16 protein-coding genes are annotated in these 17,575 nt (G+C 71.2%); 11 read left to right on the top strand and 5 right to left on the bottom strand.

The window, feature by feature from the left end; genetic code table 11:
- Positions 1 to 49 precede the first annotated feature (49 nt).
- The 3 genes from NKJ47_RS10195 (at position 50) to NKJ47_RS10185 (ending at position 3,279) form a co-directional block, all read left to right on the top strand.
- Entirely contained in the window at positions 50 to 1,315 is a 1,266-nt protein-coding gene (locus NKJ47_RS10195) for a patatin-like phospholipase family protein (protein WP_254457820.1), read from the top strand.
- Positions 1,316 to 1,429: 114 nt separating this feature from the next.
- Complete coding sequence (locus NKJ47_RS10190) at positions 1,430 to 2,083, top strand: phasin family protein (protein ID WP_254457819.1); 654 nt, start codon at positions 1,430 to 1,432, stop codon at positions 2,081 to 2,083.
- 200 nt (positions 2,084 to 2,283) lie between these two features.
- Positions 2,284 to 3,279 carry a restriction endonuclease gene (locus NKJ47_RS10185; RefSeq protein WP_254457818.1) on the top strand — a complete coding sequence of 332 codons (996 nt, stop codon included), beginning with the start codon at positions 2,284 to 2,286 and terminating at the stop codon, positions 3,277 to 3,279.
- Positions 3,280 to 3,434: 155 nt separating this feature from the next.
- On the opposite strand, the gene NKJ47_RS10180 is transcribed toward NKJ47_RS10185, so the two are convergent.
- The 3 genes from NKJ47_RS10180 to NKJ47_RS10170 form a co-directional block, all read right to left on the bottom strand.
- Positions 3,435 to 5,423, bottom strand: coding sequence for an SDR family oxidoreductase (locus tag NKJ47_RS10180; RefSeq protein WP_254457817.1), 1,989 nt, complete (start codon positions 5,421 to 5,423; stop codon positions 3,435 to 3,437).
- A gap of 476 nt (positions 5,424 to 5,899) precedes the next feature.
- Positions 5,900 to 6,622, bottom strand: coding sequence for a histidine utilization repressor (hutC, locus tag NKJ47_RS10175; RefSeq protein ID WP_254457816.1), 723 nt, complete (start codon positions 6,620 to 6,622; stop codon positions 5,900 to 5,902).
- Positions 6,623 to 6,671: 49 nt separating this feature from the next.
- A complete protein-coding gene (locus NKJ47_RS10170; RefSeq protein ID WP_254457815.1) occupies positions 6,672 to 8,069 on the bottom strand; it encodes a formimidoylglutamate deiminase in 1,398 nt (465 codons plus the stop codon).
- 63 nt (positions 8,070 to 8,132) lie between these two features.
- On the opposite strand from NKJ47_RS10170, the gene hutI reads away from it, so the two are divergent.
- The 7 genes from hutI (at position 8,133) to NKJ47_RS10135 (ending at position 15,501) form a co-directional block, all read left to right on the top strand.
- The gene (hutI, locus tag NKJ47_RS10165) at positions 8,133 to 9,335 is read left to right on the top strand and encodes an imidazolonepropionase (protein ID WP_254461398.1); all 1,203 of its coding nucleotides are present in this window, start codon (positions 8,133 to 8,135) and stop codon (positions 9,333 to 9,335) included.
- Complete coding sequence (hutH, locus tag NKJ47_RS10160) at positions 9,332 to 10,870, top strand: histidine ammonia-lyase (RefSeq protein ID WP_254457814.1); 1,539 nt, start codon at positions 9,332 to 9,334, stop codon at positions 10,868 to 10,870. The genes hutI and hutH overlap by 4 nt, the downstream gene beginning before the upstream one ends.
- 109 nt (positions 10,871 to 10,979) lie before the next feature.
- On the top strand, positions 10,980 to 11,843 hold the full coding sequence (hutG, locus tag NKJ47_RS10155; protein WP_254457813.1) for an N-formylglutamate deformylase: 864 nt from the start codon (positions 10,980 to 10,982) through the stop codon (positions 11,841 to 11,843).
- A 48-nt stretch (positions 11,844 to 11,891) separates the two neighbouring features.
- Positions 11,892 to 13,559 (top strand): urocanate hydratase, encoded by a 1,668-nt coding sequence (gene hutU / locus NKJ47_RS10150; protein ID WP_254457812.1) that lies wholly within the window; start codon positions 11,892 to 11,894, stop codon positions 13,557 to 13,559.
- Between the two features lie 140 nt (positions 13,560 to 13,699).
- On the top strand, positions 13,700 to 14,512 hold the full coding sequence (locus tag NKJ47_RS10145; RefSeq protein ID WP_254457811.1) for a hypothetical protein: 813 nt from the start codon (positions 13,700 to 13,702) through the stop codon (positions 14,510 to 14,512).
- A gap of 105 nt (positions 14,513 to 14,617) precedes the next feature.
- Positions 14,618 to 14,875 carry an acyl-CoA-binding protein gene (locus NKJ47_RS10140; protein ID WP_254457810.1) on the top strand — a complete coding sequence of 86 codons (258 nt, stop codon included), beginning with the start codon at positions 14,618 to 14,620 and terminating at the stop codon, positions 14,873 to 14,875.
- Entirely contained in the window at positions 14,875 to 15,501 is a 627-nt protein-coding gene (locus tag NKJ47_RS10135; protein ID WP_254457809.1) for a TetR/AcrR family transcriptional regulator, read from the top strand. The genes NKJ47_RS10140 and NKJ47_RS10135 overlap by 1 nt, the downstream gene beginning before the upstream one ends.
- 42 nt (positions 15,502 to 15,543) lie before the next feature.
- On the opposite strand, the gene NKJ47_RS10130 is transcribed toward NKJ47_RS10135, so the two are convergent.
- Positions 15,544 to 16,023 (bottom strand): GNAT family N-acetyltransferase, encoded by a 480-nt coding sequence (locus NKJ47_RS10130; protein ID WP_254457808.1) that lies wholly within the window; start codon positions 16,021 to 16,023, stop codon positions 15,544 to 15,546.
- Positions 16,024 to 16,101: 78 nt separating this feature from the next.
- A complete protein-coding gene (locus tag NKJ47_RS10125) occupies positions 16,102 to 16,521 on the bottom strand; it encodes a hypothetical protein (RefSeq protein WP_254457807.1) in 420 nt (139 codons plus the stop codon).
- A 160-nt stretch (positions 16,522 to 16,681) separates the two neighbouring features.
- Between NKJ47_RS10125 and NKJ47_RS10120 the strand changes: the two genes are divergently transcribed.
- Positions 16,682 to 17,536 (top strand): hypothetical protein, encoded by an 855-nt coding sequence (locus NKJ47_RS10120; RefSeq protein WP_254457806.1) that lies wholly within the window; start codon positions 16,682 to 16,684, stop codon positions 17,534 to 17,536.
- The last annotated feature ends 39 nt before the right edge of the window (positions 17,537 to 17,575 follow it).

Below are 17,575 nucleotides of genomic sequence, written 5' to 3'. Positions count from 1 at the left end.
CGTCGCCGCGCTCGGCTACACTCGCGCCACTGCCTCCTGCGGACCGCGCATGCTTTCCCTCCATAGCGCCTCGCCCCGTCCCCATTCCAATGGCCGCATCGGCCTAGCCATCGCCGGCGGCGGCCCGATCGGCGGCATGTACGGCCTCGGCGCGCTGCGCGCCCTGGACGAGGCGCTGGACGGACTGGACCTGACCCGCCTGGATTGCTATGTCGGGGTCAGCTCCGGGGCCTTCCTCACCGCCGGCCTGGCCAACCGGGTCAGCAGCGCCGAGATCTGCCGGATCTTCGTCACCGGCAACAGCGACGATGCGCACTTCCGCCCGGAAGACTTCCTGCGGCCCAACGTCTACGAGTACCTGCGCCGCGCCGCGACGCTGCCGCGGCTGGCCTACGGCTGGTGGCACGACCTGCTCACCGAGCCGCGCAAGACCCGCTGGTCCGACCTGATCACCCGCTTCGGCGGGCTGGTGCCCAGCGGCCTGTTCGACAACGCCGGGGTCGAGCGCTTCCTGCAGGACGTGTTCAGCCGCCGCGGCCGCAGCAACGATTTCCGCGACCTGGATACCAGCCTGTTCGTGGTCGCGGTGGACCTGGACAGCGGCCGCACGGTGCGCTTCGGCGAGCCGGGCATGGACCACGTGCCGATCTCGCTGGCGATCCAGGCCAGCGCCGCGCTGCCGGGACTGTACCCGCCGGTGCAGATCGACGGGCACCATTACGTGGACGGCGCGCTGCGCCGCACCATGCACGCCTCCACCCTGCTGGAGCGCGGCATCGACCTGATGATCGGGATCAACCCGCTGGTGCCCTACGACGCCACCCATGCGCCGCGCCGCAATGGCCACATCGACCGCGCGCGGCTGCTCGCCGGCGGCCTGCCGGCGGTGCTGTCGCAGACCTTCCGCACCCTGCTGCAATCGCGCATGCAGGTGGGGCTGGAGAAATACGCGCAGCAGTACCCGCAGGTGGACCAACTGGTGTTCGAGCCCAACGCCAACAACAGCGAACTGTTCTTCACCAATCTCTTCAGCTACGCCGCGCGCCACCGCGTGTGCCAGCTCGCCTACCGCAACACCCTGGCCGACCTGCGCCGCAACGCGCAGACACTGGAGCCGCTGCTGGCCGCGCACGGCATCGCGCTGCGCCACGCGATCCTGAACGACCGCCACCGCACCTTCCTCGATGGCGTGGACGTGCAGCCGCGGCGCATGACCGAGACCACCGCGCGGCTGCGCCGTGCGCTGGACGACGTCGACCAGGTCATCGCCAACCGCCGCGCCAGGCGCCGCACCCACCGTTCGCCGGAGGCGTAGCGCCGACGTCGCCCGCGTACGCCGCTTGCCCGCTGCGCACGCTGGTGTGATTACTCTAGTCACAGTCCCGAGTCTCAAACTCCGCCACTCATCCGCCGAAGGAACCGCACCGTCATGGCCACTCTGAAGAAATCCGCGCGCAAGAAGCGCAGCACCGCCACTGCCGCCGACGACACCCTGCAGGCGCAGGCGGAGAAGCTGTCCAAGCGCCTGGGCGAATCGGCGCAGCAGGTCTGGCTGGCCGGGGTCGGCGCCTTCGGCCGCGCCCAAGCCGAAGGCGGCAAGCTGTTCGAGACCCTGGTGAAGGAAGGCCTGAGCCTGGAGCAGAGCACGCGCAAGCTGGCCGGCGGCGGCGTCGACGCGGTGCGCGATGCGGTGGAGAACCGGGTCGGCCAGGCCCGCGAGCGCGCTGCCGACACCTGGGACCGCCTGGAAAAGGTGTTCGAGGACCGCGTGCAGCGCGCCCTGCGTCGCCTGGAAGTGCCCAGCCGCGAGGACCTGGGCGCGCTGATCGAACGCGTGGACGCGCTCAATGGCGAACTGCGGCATCTGCGCGGCGGCCGTGCGTCGCAGGCCTCGGGCAAGGCGCCGGCAACGAAGAAGGCCACCAAGAAGACCGCCGCATCGCACGCCGGCACCGCCAAGCGCGCGGCACCGGCGCGCCGACGCGCCGGCCCGGTGGTCGCCAAGGTCGCGCCAGCCAGGAACGCAACCGCACCCAAGCGCCGCAGCCGCACGCAAAGCGCGACGCCGACCCCGGCCGAGTAACCGGATTGTTGCAAAGCAACACGTTTTTCCAGACAATCGAAGCGGACCCGCCAGTCCATCAGAAGACCGTTTGCTCCCCTCCCCTCTCGGCTTCGGACTGGCGGGTCTTTTCTTGTCCGCCTTCCACCGCCGTCGCCTTGCCGGCGCCGTGACACGCTGGCGATACACTGACTTCTTTCGGCGCGTGTGCGGGTGCGAGCATGTTTTCCTGGATAGCGGCCGCGATCTTGGCGATCGCGGCATGGCTGGCGGCCAGTCTCTACCTGTGGCTGGTGCGGCGCCGCGAGAATGAGACCACCGCCGGACTGCATGCGCTGGCCGGCCTGCACTGGCGCGATTTCTCCTACATGGTGCGGCGTGCGATGCGCGAACAGCGCGACCTGCACGATGCGGCCGTGGACGACGCCGCGTCCAAGGAACCGCAGAGCGACTTCGTGATGACCCGCGGCGATGCGCGCTGGCTGCTGTCGTGCAAGCACGGCCGCGCGTACCGCATCGGCTCGGCCGCGGTCAACGAACTGGGAGCGGCGGCGCGGCTGATGGGCGCGCAGGGCGGCATCCTGATCACCGAGGGCAAGGTGCAGCGCGACGGCATCGCCGCGGCCGAGAAGCAGGCGGTGGAAATCCTCGACGGCCGGCGCATCTGGCCGATGCTCAAGCGCTACCTGCCCAGCGAGCTGGAAGACGGCGTGATCGGCGCCAGCCGCCGCCGCGCGCAGCGCCACATCGCCATCGCCGGCCTGGCCTCGCTCGCGCTGGGCGTGGTGACCGGGGTCGGTGCGTTGGCGCTGCAGCAACCCGAAGCGACACCCGCATCCGTGGCCGCGCCCGCGCCTGCGCCCGCCGCTGCTGCGGCCCACACGCAGGCGCCAGCCACCTCGACGACCGCCAGCGAGGCTGCGCCCCAGCAGGCGCTCGATGCCGCCGGCGATCTGGCCGAGCCCGACCCCGCCACCGAACAGCGCAATCGCCAGAACCTGTCCAAGGCCCTGGCCAGCACGCCGGGCGTGATCCGCGGCATCTGGCAGACGCAGATGACCCTGGTGGTCGACCGCAGCGGCGACGATGCCCAGGTGTGGCCGCGCATCTGCCGCGAAGTGGAACGCTACCCGACCCTGCGCACGGTCCGCATCCAGCTCAACCCGCGCCCCGGCCGTGCGGAACCGGTGCGTTGGCGGCAATGTCGGACGTTTTGAGCCGGGATTGGGGAATCGGGAATGGGGAATCGGTAGAGCGGGCTATCGGCATGCCGTGCACATGCGCGCGCACCTGTCTGACAAGACAGCAGTGGCACCGCGTGCAGCCAGCGCTTTTGCGATTCCCGATTCTCCACTCCCGATTCCCCGCCCCACTACCAATGCACGCCCCGCATCAACGCAGCAAACGCGATCTGCTCCTGGCTCGGTTTGGCCTCGCGTAGGGCCTTGCGGTCGCCCTTGGCCGCGGCCGAATCGGGGAACAGTTCGAAGGCGGTGTTCATCACCACCTCGTAGGCCTTCGGCGCCACCGCGTTGACCAGGGCGGCGAAGATGCCCAGGCGCGTGGCCACGCGGCTGGGGCGTTCGATGATCGCCTTGACCATCAGGTCGGCGGCTTCGTCCACGCTCAGCGTCGGCACGCTGTCGTACATCTTGGTCGGGGCGATCATCGGCGTCTTCACCAGCGGCATGTTGACCGTGGTGAAGCTGATGCCCTTGCCCGACAGCTCGCCCTGCGCGCAGCGGCTCCAGGCGTCCAGCGCCGCCTTGGAGGCGACGTAGGCGGAGAAGCGCGGCGAGTTGGCCAGCACGCCGATCGAGCTGACGTTGATGATATGGCCCTTGCGCCGCGCGGTCATGCCCGGCAGCACGCCCATGATCAGGCGCAGGCTGCCGAAGTAGTTCAACTGCATGGTCCGCTCGAAATCGTGGAAGCGGTCGTAGCTCAGTTCGATCGAGCGGCGGATCGAGCGGCCGGCGTTGTTGATCAGCACATCGACATGGCCGTGCGCCTCCAGCACGGTCTTGAGCAGGCGGTCGCAGTCGGCCAGGTCCGACAGGTCGGCGGTGTAGGCGAACACCTTGCCGCCCTTGGCGTTCATCGCGTCGCGTGCGGCATGCAGTTCCTGCTCGCCGCGCGCCACGATGATGGTGATGGCGCCGGCCTCGGCGACGCGCTGCGCGGTGGCCAGGCCGATGCCCGAGGAACCGCCGGTGATCAGCACCACCTTGCCGCGGACCTTGCCCTTGAGCGAGCGGTCGACGAACAGGTCCGGATCCAGGTGCCGCTCCCAGTGATCCCACAGGCGCCAGGCATAGTCCTCCAGCCGCGGTACGGCGATGCCGCTGCCCTTGAGCGCGCGCTCGGTCTCGCGGCTGTCGAAGCGCGTGGGATAGGTGATGAACTTCAGCACCTCGCGCGGGATGCGGAAGTCGCGCAGCAGCATGCCGGTGAAGCGGCGGATCGGCGGCAGGCTGCCGACCGCGGCGCGAATGCTGGAGGGCACGAACGCGAACATGCGCGCGTCCACCCGCAAGGTCATTTCCGGGGCGTGGCCGGCACGGCAGAACACGTTGAGCACCTCGCCCACCCGCAGCGGCTCGGGGTCGGTGAGGTGGAAGGTATGGCCGTCGAGCTTGGGCTTGTGCGCGATGTGGTCCATCGCATCGGCGACGAAATCCACCGGCACCAGGTTGATCCGGCCGCCCTCGATGCCGAGCATCGGCGCCCACGGCGGCAGCAGCTGGCGCAGCTTCTTGATCAGCGGGAAGAAGTAGTACGGGCCGTCGATCTTGTCGATGGCGCCGGTGCGCGAATCGCCGACCACCATCGCCGGGCGGTAGATGCGCCACTTGATCCGGGTCTCGGCGCGCACCAGCGCCTCGGCGTCGTACTTGGTGCGCAGATAGGGATCGTCCAGCCCTTCGGCTTCCTCGAACATGTCCTCGCGGAAGATGCCCGGGTACAGCCCGGCCACCGCGATCGAACTGGTGTGGTGGAAGATGCCGGCGCCGAGGTGCGCGGCCAGTTCCAGCGCGTTGCGGGTGCCGTCGAGGTTGGCGACGCGCTGTTCCTCGGCCTTGGCGGTGAGGTCGTACAGCGCGGCCAGATGGAAGAAATGCTTGACCTTGCCGTGCAGCGCCTTGCGCTGCGCCGCAGACAGCCCGCAATACTCGGCGCCGACGTCGCCATGCAGCACCACCAGGCGCTTGGGATCCCAGCCTTGCTCGCGCACCAGCGCATCGAACTTGCGCTGCGACTCCTTGCGCAGCAGGACATGCACGACGCCCTTGCGCCGCATCAGCCTGGCCATCAGATAGCGGCCGATGAAGCCGGTGGCGCCTGTCACGAAATACGTCATGCCGAACCATCCCTCGTTCCGCGGCCACGGCCCCTCGCCCAGCCTCGGCGCTAACTTGCCAGAGTGCGGCAGGCAGGACAAACGCACGCCGGCGTATGGCGCGCATGCGGCGCCGCAGCATCGTGCACCGCCGAGGCGACTGCGGGCACCTCGCCCTCTAGTTTCGCCACTATCCAGCCGATGCAGCTCGCCCTTTGCGAGCGGCGCTTGCTCCCCGCTTGTGGGATCGGCCGAGACGCACGCGTTTTTGGTAACGCCCGTCGGGCACATCCACTCCCCCCGGGCAGGTACGCGTAGAAGCGGCTGTTGTCCCCTTTTCGTGACTAGCCACGATGCAGCGCTCCGTGGCAGGCCGTCGCGGCTGGAGCCGCTGCTGCGCGATGCGGTGATGCAGGCGAAAGCAGGCGTTCAGCGCAGCAAGTCAGGCACTCCCGGACGGTACGTGCATCGTATGAGCGCCGCCGCGCGCGCCGGACTCAGCGCGCGCCGGGCGAGAACCGCGCGACCAGGTCGTAGGTGTCGCCGAGGAACACCTGGCGCACGAAGGTCACCGCCTGCTCGCCGCGCCAGGTGCGGCGGTCGATCAGCAGGCAGGCGGTGCCGGCCGGTACCTGCAGCCGTGCCGCCTGCGCGGCACTGGCGCCGACCGCGCTGATGCGGTGTTCGGCGCGGGTCCACGGCACATGCTGCAACAGCCAGCTGCCGGGCACGGTGACCGCGAAGTCCATCTGCAAGGCCTCCGGCACCGCCACCGGATTGATCACCCGCTCCTCCAGCGCGAACGGGCGGCCGTCGGCGTAGTGCAGGCACTGCAACGCCAGCAGGCTGCCGCCCGCGGCGACCTCGGCCTCCTGCGGCAACGCCGCGCGCTGCCGGCGTTCCAGCAGTTCGAAGCGGTAGGCATGGCCACGCGCGGCAACCTCGACCGGGATGTCCGGGATCTCCAGCGCGACCTGCTCCATGTGCGGATGCGGGCGCGCCACGAACGAGCCGGCGCGGCGCCGGCGTTCGATCATGCCGGCGTCGGCGAGCAGCGCCAGCACCTTGTTGACGGTCATGCGCGAGCAGCCGTACTGCGCCATCAGTTCGTGCTCGAACGGGATGCGATGGCCGGGCGGCCATTCGCCGCTGCGGATGCGCGCCTCGATGTCGCGGCGGATGCGCTGGTTGAGCGGCAGCGCCGGTGTGGCCGGCGTCATCGGCGGCCTGCGCCACGGCGCGTAGACCATCTCGTATTCGTTGCGCGTCTCATGCGTCCAGCAACCGGGCCAGCGCACGCGCGTAGCGGGCGGCGACGGCCTCGCGCTGCAGGTGGCGGCCCTCGCGGACCAGCTCGCGGCCGTGGCGCCACACCGAACGCACCGCGCCGCCGCGTGCGGCGAACACCCAGCTGTCCAGCCAGGCGTCGCCATGGCGCGCCTGCATTGCCGAATGCGCGGCGTCCAGTTCGACCAGGTCGGCCGGCGCGCCCTCGCGCAGGCCCTGGGCGACGCCGAGCGCCTGCGCCGCGCCCTGCGCGGCGGACTGGAACAGGAAACGGCCGCTGGACAACGCGGTGTCGCCGGTGAGCACGTTGCGCCCGCGCAGGCCCAGGCGCTGGCCGTATTCGAGCAGGCGCAGCTCTTCGGCCGCGTCGATCAGCACGTTGGAGTCGGAGCCCACGCCGAAACGGCCGCCGGCGCGCAGGAACGCCGGCATCGGAAACAGGCCGTCGCCGAGATTGGCCTCGGTGATCGGGCACAGCCCGACCACCGCGCCGCTGGCGGCGATGCCCTGCACTTCGGCGGCATCGACATGGGTGGCGTGCACCAGGCACCAGCGCGCATCCACCGGCGCGTGCGCCAGCAGCCACTGCACCGGCCGCTGCCCGCTCCAGGCCAGGCAGGCGTCGACTTCGCGGGTCTGCTCGGCGATGTGGATGTGCACCGGGCCGTCGCACAGCGGCAGTAGCGCCGCCAGTTCGTCCGGGGTGACCGCGCGCAGGCTGTGCGGGGCCAGGCCCAGCACCGCGTCGTCCAGTCCCTGCAGGGCGCGGCGGCTGCCGTCCAGCAGCGCGGCGAAGCCGTCCACGTCGTGCAGCAAACGCTGCTGCGCCGGGTTCGGCGCGGCGCCGCCGAAATCGGCGTGCGCATAGAACACCGGCAGCAGGGTCAGGCCGATGCCGCTGGTGTGCGCCGCGGCGGCCAGGCGCTGCGCCATCTCGGCACGGTCGGCGTAGGGCCGGCCGTCGGCGGCGTGATGCACATAGTGGAACTCGCCGACCCGGGTAAAGCCGGCCTCGAGCATTTCCACGTAGGCCTGCTCGGCGATGGCCTGCAGATCGTCGGGGTCCAGCCGCTGCAGGAAGCGGTACATCAGCTCGCGCCAGCTCCAGAAGCTGTCGCCGCTGCGGCCGCCGATCTCGGTCAGCCCGGCCATGCCGCGCTGGAAGGCGTGGCTGTGCAGGTTGCCCAGCCCCGGCACCACGATGCCCAACTGGCGATCGCCCAGGACGGCGGCCACGCCGCTGTCCACCGTAACGATGCGGCCGCCGCGCACGCCGATGCGCACGTCGCGCGCCCAGCCCTGCGACAGCAACGCGTGCGCGCACCAGAATTCGCCCGATCCCGCGTTGCCGCTGGCCTGCTGCTGCACCTGGGTCTGCACTGGACACCCTCCATCGACCGCAATATTGTATATACAAAATAACCGACGAGCCCGCCCGTGACCATGCCCTGCGACACGCTCTGGCACAACGCGCACCTGATGACGCTGGACGCCGAGGATGGCGGACTGGGCCTGGTCCGCGACGGCGTGGTGGCCTGCCGCGACGGCCGCATCGTCTATGCCGGCGCGGCCGCGCAGTTGCCCGGCCCGCTGTCGGCGCAGCGCAGCGTCGACTGCGGCGGGCGCTGGATCGGCCCCGGCCTGATCGACTGCCACACCCACCTGGTCTATGCCGGCAACCGCGCCGGCGAGTTCGAGCAGCGCCTGCTCGGCGCCAGCTATGCCGACATCGCCCGTGCCGGCGGCGGCATCGTCTCCACCGTGCGCGCCACCCGCGCCGCCGACGAGGACGCCCTGCTCGCCGCCAGCCTGCCGCGGCTGGACGCGCTGCTGGCCGAAGGCGTGACCACGGTGGAGATCAAGTCCGGCTACGGCCTGACCCTGGAGGACGAACTGCGCCTGCTGCGCGTGGCGCGGCGCCTGGGCGAACTGCGCCCGGTGGCGGTGTCGCCGACCTTCCTCGGCGCGCACGCGGTGCCGCCCGGCGCAGAGGCGCAGGCCTACATCGACGAGGTCTGCGAGCGCATGATTCCGGCGGTCGCCGCGCAGGGCCTGGCCGAGGCGGTGGACGTGTTCTGCGAGCACCTGGCGTTCACCCCGGCGCAGACCGAGCAGGTGTTCCAGGCCGCGCAACGGCATGGCCTGGCGCTGAAGATCCACGCCGAACAGCTGTCCAACCAGGGCGGCGCGGCGCTGGCCGCGCGCTACGGCGCGCGCTCGGCCGACCATGTCGAATATCTGGACGACGCCGGCGTCGCCGCGATGGCCGCCGCCGGCACCGTGGCGGTGCTGCTGCCGGGCGCGTTCTATTTCACCCGCGATACCCAGCTGCCGCCGATCGCCGCGCTGCGCGCCGCCGGCGTGCCGCGCGCGCTGGCGACCGACTGCAACCCCGGCACCTCGCCGCTGACCAGCCCGCTGCTGGCGATGAATCTGGCGGCGACGCTGTTCCGGCTGACCGTGGCCGAGTGCATCGCCGGCTTCACCCGCGAGGCGGCGCGCGCGCTCGGGCGCCAGGATCAGGTCGGCCGGCTGCGCGCCGGGCTGGCCTGCGACCTGGCGATCTGGGACATCGCCGAACCGGCCGAATTGGTCTATCGCATGGGCTTCAACCCACTGCATGCGCGTATCTGGAGAGGACAATGAGCGACGACGAGATCCTGCTGCGCCCCGGCGCGGTCAGCCTGGCGCAGTGGCGCGCCGTGTACCGCGGCGCCGGTGTGCGCCTGGACCCGGCCTGCACCGATGCGGTGCTGCGCAGCGCGCGCACCGTGGAGGCGATCGTCGCCACCGGCGCGCCGGTGTACGGCATCAACACCGGCTTCGGCAAGCTGGCCAGCGTGCGCATCGAACGCGATGACCTGGAATCCCTGCAGCGCAACATCGTGCTGTCGCACGCGGCCGGGGTCGGCGCGCCGATGCCGGTGCCGGTGGTGCGGCTGATGATGGCGCTGAAGCTGGCCAGCCTGGCCCAGGGCGCCTCCGGCGTGCGGCCGCAGACGCTGGCGCTGCTGGAAGCGCTGCTGCGCCACGCGGTGATCCCGGTGGTGCCGTGCCAGGGCTCGGTCGGCGCCTCCGGCGACCTGGCGCCGCTGGCACACCTGGCCACGGTGATGCTCGGCGTCGGCGAGGCCTTCGTCGGCGACGCGCGCCTGCCGGCGGCGCAGGCGCTGGCCCAGGCCGGGCTGCAGCCGCTGACGCTCGGCGCCAAGGAGGGCCTGGCGCTGCTCAACGGCACCCAGTTCTCCACCGCCTATGCGCTGGCCGGGCTGTTCGAGATCGAGCGCGTGTTCCATGCCGCGCTGGTCGCCGGCGCGCTGTCCACCGAGGCCGCGAAAGGCTCGGACACCCCGTTCGATCCGCGCATCCACGCGCTGCGCGGCCAGCCCGGGCAGATCGCCACCGCCGCCGCGCTGCGCGCCCTGATGCACGACTCGGCGATCCGCGATTCGCACCGCGACAACGACGTGCGCGTGCAGGACCCGTACTGCCTGCGCTGCCAGCCGCAGGTGATGGGCGCGGCGCTGGACGTGATGCGCCAGGCCGCCACCACCCTGGCCACCGAGGCCAACGGCGTGTCGGACAACCCGCTGGTGTTCAGCGACACCGGCGAGGCGCTGTCCGGCGGCAACTTCCATGCCGAACCGGTGGCCTTCGCCGCCGACATGCTGGCGCTGGCGGTGTGCGAGATCGGCTCGATCAGCGAGCGCCGCGTCGCCATGCTGGTGGATCCGGCGCTGTCCGGGCTGCCGGCGTTCCTGACGCCCAAGCCCGGCCTCAACTCCGGTTTCATGATCCCGCAGGTCACCGCCGCGGCGCTGGTCTCGGAGAACAAGCAGCGCGCCTATCCGGCCAGCGTCGATTCGATCCCGACCTCGGCCAACCAGGAAGACCACGTGTCGATGGCCGCGCACGGCGCGCGCCGCCTGCTGGCGATGGCCGAGAACGCGGCCAACGTGGTCGGCATCGAGTTGCTGGCGGCCGCGCAGGGCTGCGACTTCCACGCGCCGTTGCGCTCCAGCGCCGCGCTGGAGGCGGCGCGCGCGCTGCTGCGCGCCCGCGTGCCGGCACTGCAGGACGACCGCTACTTCCACCCGGACATGCTGGCCGCCACCGCGCTGGTGCGCGACGGCACGCTTGCTGCCGCGGTGGAGATGGCGTTGCCTGAAGTCATGTCCTGATCCAAAGAACCCGTCGTAGGAGCGGCTTCAGCCGCGACGGGGCATTACCCGGTAAAGCCCCGTCGCGGCTGAAGCCGCTCCTACGACACAGCACAACGCGCGAGGCCGTATGACATCCCTGCCCGACTGGCTCAGTGTGCACCGCGGCGATGCGCCGCTGATCCTCAGCTTCCCGCATACCGGCACCACGCTGCCGGAACCGCTGGCCGACGGCTTCGTCTCGCCGTGGCTGGCGCAGCGCGATGCCGACTGGTGGGTGCACCTGCTGTACGACTTCGCCACGGCAATGGGCGCGACCACCGTGCGCACGGCGATCTCGCGCTCGGTGATCGACGTCAACCGCGACCCGGCCGGGGTGTCGCTGTATCCCGGGCAGAACACCACCGGGCTGTGTCCGCTGACCACCTTCGACGCGCAACCGCTGTACCGGCCCGGCGCCGAGCCGGATGCGGCCGAGATCGACGCGCGCCGCACGCGCTGGTTCGTGCCCTACCACGCCGCACTGGACGCGGAGATCGCGCGCCTGCGCGCGCTGCACCCGGCGATCGTGGTGTACGACGCGCATTCGATCCGCTCGCGCATCCCGCACCTGTTCGACGGCGAGCTGCCGCAGTTCAACATCGGCAGCGCCGGCGCCACCGGCGCGGTGGATACCAGTTGCGCGGCGGCGCTGACCGATGCGGTCGAACGCGTCTGCGCCGGCAGCGGCTTCAGCCACGTGCGCAACGGCCGCTTCAGGGGCGGCTGGAGCACCCGCCACCACGGCGCGCCGGCCGACGGCGTGCACGCGATCCAGATGGAGCTGGCCTGCCGCGGCTACATGCACGAGCCGGACACGGTCGACCCCGCCAGCTGGCCTTCGCCCTGGCAACCCGACGCCGCCGCGCCGCTGCGCGCGGTACTGCAGCAGGTGCTGCAGGCCTGCCTGGACTTCGCTCGCCACCCCACCGCGTCCGGTCCCTCTGCCGACTGACGCGCGCACCGCGTTCCGCCTTCCGCGCATCCACCTGAGGATTCCCGCATGACCCGCCTCGACGCCACCCGCCGCATCCACGCCCCCACCGGCAGCACCCTCACCGCCAAGAGCTGGCTGACCGAAGCGCCGCTGCGCATGCTGATGAACAACCTGCACCCGGACGTGGCCGAGCGCCCGCAGGAACTGGTGGTGTACGGCGGCATCGGCCGCGCCGCGCGCGACTGGGAGAGCTTCGACGCCATCGTCGAAACCCTCACCCGCCTGGACGACGACCAGACCCTGCTGGTGCAGTCGGGCAAGCCGGTCGGCGTGTTCCGCACCCATGCCGATGCGCCGCGGGTGCTGATCGCCAACTCCAACCTGGTGCCGCGCTGGGCCAACTGGGACCACTTCAACGAGCTGGATCAAAAGGGCCTGGCCATGTACGGCCAGATGACCGCCGGCAGCTGGATTTACATCGGCGCCCAGGGCATCGTGCAAGGCACCTACGAGACCTTCGTGGAAATGGGCCGGCAGCACTACGGCGGCGACCTGTCCGGCAAGTGGCTGTTCACCGGCGGCCTCGGCGGCATGGGCGGCGCGCAGCCGCTGGCCGCAGTGATGGCCGGCGCCTCGTGCCTGGCGGTGGAATGCCGCAAGAGCAGCATCGACATGCGCCTGCGCACCGGCTACCTGGACACCTGGACCGATTCGCTGGACGAGGCGCTGCGCCTGATCGCCGAAGCCTGCGCGGCGAAGACGCCGCGCTCGGTCGGCCTGCTCGGCAACGTCGCCGACGTGCTCGCCGAGCTGCTGGCGCGCGGCGTCAGGCCGGACCTGCTGACCGACCAGACCTCCGCGCACGACCCGGTCAACGGCTACCTGCCGCAGGGCTGGACCGTCGCGCAGTGGGACGAAAAGCGCGTCTCCGCGCCGAAGGAAGTCGAACAGGCCGCGCGTGCCTCGATGGCCAACCACATCCGCGCCATGCTCGGCTTCCATGCGCTGGGCGTGCCCACCGTGGACTACGGCAACAACCTGCGGCAGATGGCGCTGGAGGAAGGCGTGGCCAACGCCTTCGACTTCCCCGGCTTCGTGCCCGCCTACATCCGCCCGCTGTTCTGCCGCGGCATCGGCCCGTTCCGCTGGGCCGCGCTGAGCGGCGACCCGGAGGACATCGCCAGGACCGACGCCAAGGTCAAGGAGCTGATTCCCGACAACCCGCACCTGCACCGCTGGCTGGACATGGCCGCCGAGAAGATCCAGTTCCAGGGCCTGCCGGCGCGGATCTGCTGGGTCGGCCTGGGCGACCGCGACCGCCTGGGGCTGGCGTTCAACGAGATGGTCGCCAAGGGCGAACTGAAGGCGCCGGTGGTGATCGGCCGCGATCACCTGGACAGCGGCAGCGTCGCCTCGCCGAACCGCGAGACCGAGGCCATGGCCGACGGCTCGGACGCGGTGTCCGACTGGCCGTTGCTCAACGCCCTGCTCAACACCGCCAGCGGCGCCACCTGGGTGTCCTTGCACCACGGCGGCGGCGTCGGCATGGGCTTCTCGCAGCACGCCGGCATGGTCATCGTCTGCGACGGCACCGAGGCGGCGGCCAAGCGCATCGCCCGGGTGCTGTGGAACGACCCGGCGACCGGGGTGATGCGGCATGCCGACGCCGGCTATCCCATCGCCCTGGAGTGCGCCCGCGACAAGCACCTGGACCTGCCCGGCATCCTGCGCTGAGGCCGGCGCGGCGTCCGTCGCCTGGCGGCGGCGGACGGCCGGCGCGGCGCCAAACCGGAACTGCGTCACCGCTTGGACGATACGCCCTCAAGATCGGCCGCAACACGCCGACAAGGGATGCAACGTTTCAAGGAGCCTGCATGGGCATCCTGATCTATCTCACTCCTGCCGTGGCGCTGTGGGCTGCCGTTGCCACAGCGTTCGCGCATGGCTTGTTCCAGCGTCTGGGGCATGCCTATCAGCGCGACGCGACTGCGAAGGAGACGATCGCGCGGTATCAGGCGGCGCTGAGCCAGCTGAAGGCGCAGGCCGCCGCCAGCGCGCAGGAACTGGAAACGCTGCGCCAGGACCACGAGCGCCTGCGTGCGACCTACGAGTACGAGTCGGCGCCCGCGGCGGCCGCCGCGGCCGCGCCTGCAGGCGCGCCCGCCACGGCACCACCGAAGGCAGCGCCGGTGTCGCCCCCTGCAGCGCCACCGTCGACCATCGCCCTGGCGCAGATCGACATCGCCGACGAGGTGGGCACCCTGCTCGCGCACGTCGCGCGGGTGGCGCGCAGCATCCGCCGCTACAGCGCGTTCAGCCGCGGCCACAACGGGCCGGAGCCGGCCAGCGCGCGCTACGACCTGCACTGGCTCTCGGACTGCCTGCACAACCTCGACCAGGTCGGCCACGCGCTGGCCCGCAACAACATGGAAACCCTGACCGCGGCCTGCACCGAACTGCTGACCATGTACGAGCAGTACCTGCGCGACGGCTCCGGCTACAACAGCCGCGACACCTTCCAGCGGCTCGGCAGCCAGGTGCCGCTGGCCGAAGTGACCGATGCGATTCGTTCCATCGCCGCCAAGGCCTCGCTGGCACGGCAGGCACAGGCCGCGCAGGAACAGGCCGCGCATGCGCACGAACGCATCGCCGACAACCGCCAGGCCGACGCCTTGCCGATGCTGTAACGGCGGCAGCCGCGCCGGCGACCGCGGCCGCCACCGGCCGCAGCCCGCGTTGACCGGGCCGGTCGCCCGTGCTGTGATGCCTGCCGGTCAGGGCGGAGCGGGATCATGGCGGACAGCAAGGCGGCCTTCGAGAAAGCGGTCCAGGACATCAAGCAGCGCGCGGAGCGTCCCGACAACGACACCCTGCTGCGGCTGTACGCGCTGTACAAGCAAGGCTCGGAGGGCGACGTGAGCGGCACCAAGCCCGGCTTCTTCGACTTCGTCGGCACCGCCAAGTACGAGGCCTGGGCCAAGCTCAAGGGCATGCCCCAGGCCGAAGCGCAGAAGAAGTACGTGGACCTGGTGAAGAAGCTGCTGGCCTGATGGCCCGCGACACCCGACGGCGCATCCTCGAGACCGCCCTGGCGATGTTCAACGCGCAGGGCGAGCCGCACGTCACCACCAACCACATCGCCGACGAGCTGGAGATCAGCCCCGGCAACCTGTACTACCACTTCCGCAACAAGGACGACATCATCGAGCACCTGTTCGCGCGCTACGAGGAGCGCATGGACGCGGCGCTGGCGCTGCCGAGCGCGCGGCTGCCGGGGCTGGAGGACATCTGGCTGCAGTTGCACTTGGTGTTCGAGTGCATCTGGGACTACCGCTTCCTGTACCGCGACCTGGTCGAGATCCTCAGCCGCAGCCGGCGCCTGCGCCTGCGCTTCGCACGCATCCTGCGCCGCGCCGACGCCAGCGTGCAGGCGGTGTTCGAGGGGTTGGCGCAGACCGGGGCGATGCGCGCCAGCGTCCAGGAAAGAAGCGGCGTGGCCACCAATGCGCTGGTGGTGGCCACGTTCTGGCTCAACTACGCGGCCGCGCGCGGCGAAAAGGACGAGCAAGTGGCGATCCGCCACGGCATCGTGCAGGTGATGCAGCTGATCGCACCGTTCCTGCGCGAGGCCGAGCGCGCGCACCTGGCCACGCTGATGGAAGCCTATCTGGATTGAGGCGCCCTGCCCCGCGCGCCATCGCGCGCGGCATCGCGCCGCTCAGCCGGCAGCGGCTGGGCCGTCGAGCCGGTAGACCTTGCAGACCAGACCCGGCGGCGTGCGATAGGTACGAAAGCCGATGGCCTCGTAGTACGCCTGCCCGAGCGCATTGTCGGCGGCGATGCTGGCGTCGATCTGCGTCAGCCCGGCGCTGCGCGCCGCCGCACAGGTGGCCCGGAACAGCGCACTGCCGACCCCGCGCCGCGCCGCACGCGGATCGACATGGGTACCGATGATGCCCCAGCCCTCGGCGACATCGTAGGCATTGCCGACGCGCGCGATGCGCAGCGACTGGAAGCCGAGGACGCCTCCGTCGGCGCCCTCGGCCAGCACGCACTGGAGGCGGTCGGCATGCTGCAGGTAGGTCGCGCGCACCGTCGCCGGATCGGTCGGCGCCTTGCGCCGCCCGGCGGCGAAGATGGCGTTCTGCACGGCGGCCATCGCCTCGGCATCCTCAAGCGTCGCAGGCCGGATCCGCATGGTCTCGCCGTCTCGGGTCGGGTGGGGACGGCGAGTATGCCCGAGCGCGGCCGGCCATCGCGCGTGCGCGGCGCCGGGTCAGGCGCCAGCAGTTCGCCTGCGGGTAACCCGCTTGGCCGGGCTGCGCTTGGCCGCAGCCGGCTTGGCGCCGCGCTTGCTGACGCTGTGCTTGCTCGTCGCGGCGCGCTTGCGCGGCTGCGGACGCGCCTGCAATCCCAGCTTCACCAACACCGGCTGCAGGCGCGCCTCGACCTCGGCGCTCAACGGCTGCACCTGCTCGCGCAGCGCCGCAGCGCCTTCGCGCACGCTGGTCTCGGCGTCGCCGGCCAGTTGCGTGGCCAGCGCCTTCAGCGTCGCCGCGCCCTGCGCGGCATCGGCCGCGGCGGCGAGCGCACGCTTGCGGGTCAGCGCGACCACGCCCAGCCCGGCCAGCCACAGGTGCCGTGGGTTCAGCCGATCCGAGCGCAGCGCGGGGGTGGAACGCTTCTTGGTCGCCATCGCACGATCTCCAGACGGGCCGGCAGTGGCCCCGATGCGCGCCATGCTCGCGCCGGCGGCTTGAGCAAACACACTATCGGCCACCACCCTTGCCACGCGCCGGCGCCCGCGCCATGCTCGGCGCGGACGCCGTGGCCCGGCGCCGCACAGGGAGATCCGCATGGCAGCAACATCGGGCGCGTGGGCGCCGTTTCCATACGACGCCAAGGCCTACGCCTACGCCGGCGATGCGTTGAAGAAGGCCTGGCCCAAGCTGCACGCCGGCGACCGCGAACCCTATCCGGATCCGGCGCGCGCGCAGGCGCTGCTGGATGCCGCCGGCAAGGCCGGCAAGGGCCACGACGCGCAGACCCTGTCGGCGGCGCTGATCGAGGCCTGGCGGGCCTTCCACCACGGGCAGTTCCAGCAGGCCTACGCGGCCGGCAAGGCGCTGGGGGTGTTCGGCGCCTCGGTCGCGGTCAAGGCGATCGGCATCCACGCCGGCTACCTGGTCGAGGACGACAAGGAGCAGCTGCAGCGACTGCAGCAGGCCGCGGCGCTGGCCGAAGCGGCGATCGCCGCCCTGCCGGACGAGGCCAACAGCCACTACCGCCACGCGTTCGCGCTGGGCCGCTACAGCCAGGGCCTGAGCATCGTCAAGGCGCTCAAGCAGGGCATCGCCGGCAAGGTCCGCGCGTCGCTGGAAGCGGCGCTGGAGCTGGAGCCCAAGCATGCCGAGGCGCACATGGCGCTGGCCCTGTACCACGCCGAGATCATCGGCAAGGTCGGCGCGATGATCGGCGGCCTGACCTACGGGGCCAAGGCCGCCAGCGCCGAACAGCACATCCAGCAAGCGCTGAAGCTGGTCCCGGACGCGCCGATCGCCCACGTCGAGCACGCCAACGTGTTGCTGTTGCTGCACGGCGACAAGCGCGAGGACGCCGCCGCCGCGGCGTTCGAGAAGGCCGCCAAGCTCAAGCCGCGCGATGCGATGGAAGCGCTGGACGCGGCGTTCGCGCATGACCAGTTGGAGTAAGCGCCGCTCTGTTTGGCAGGCGTGACATGGCCGGGGCAG

The sequence above is a fragment of the Xanthomonas sacchari genome, from assembly GCF_024266585.1.
In the GTDB taxonomy this organism is placed as follows: Bacteria; Pseudomonadota; Gammaproteobacteria; order Xanthomonadales; family Xanthomonadaceae; genus Xanthomonas_A; species Xanthomonas_A sacchari_C.
Note: the sequence above shows the minus strand (reverse complement) of the source record. Positions and strands in the feature narration are given on the sequence as shown.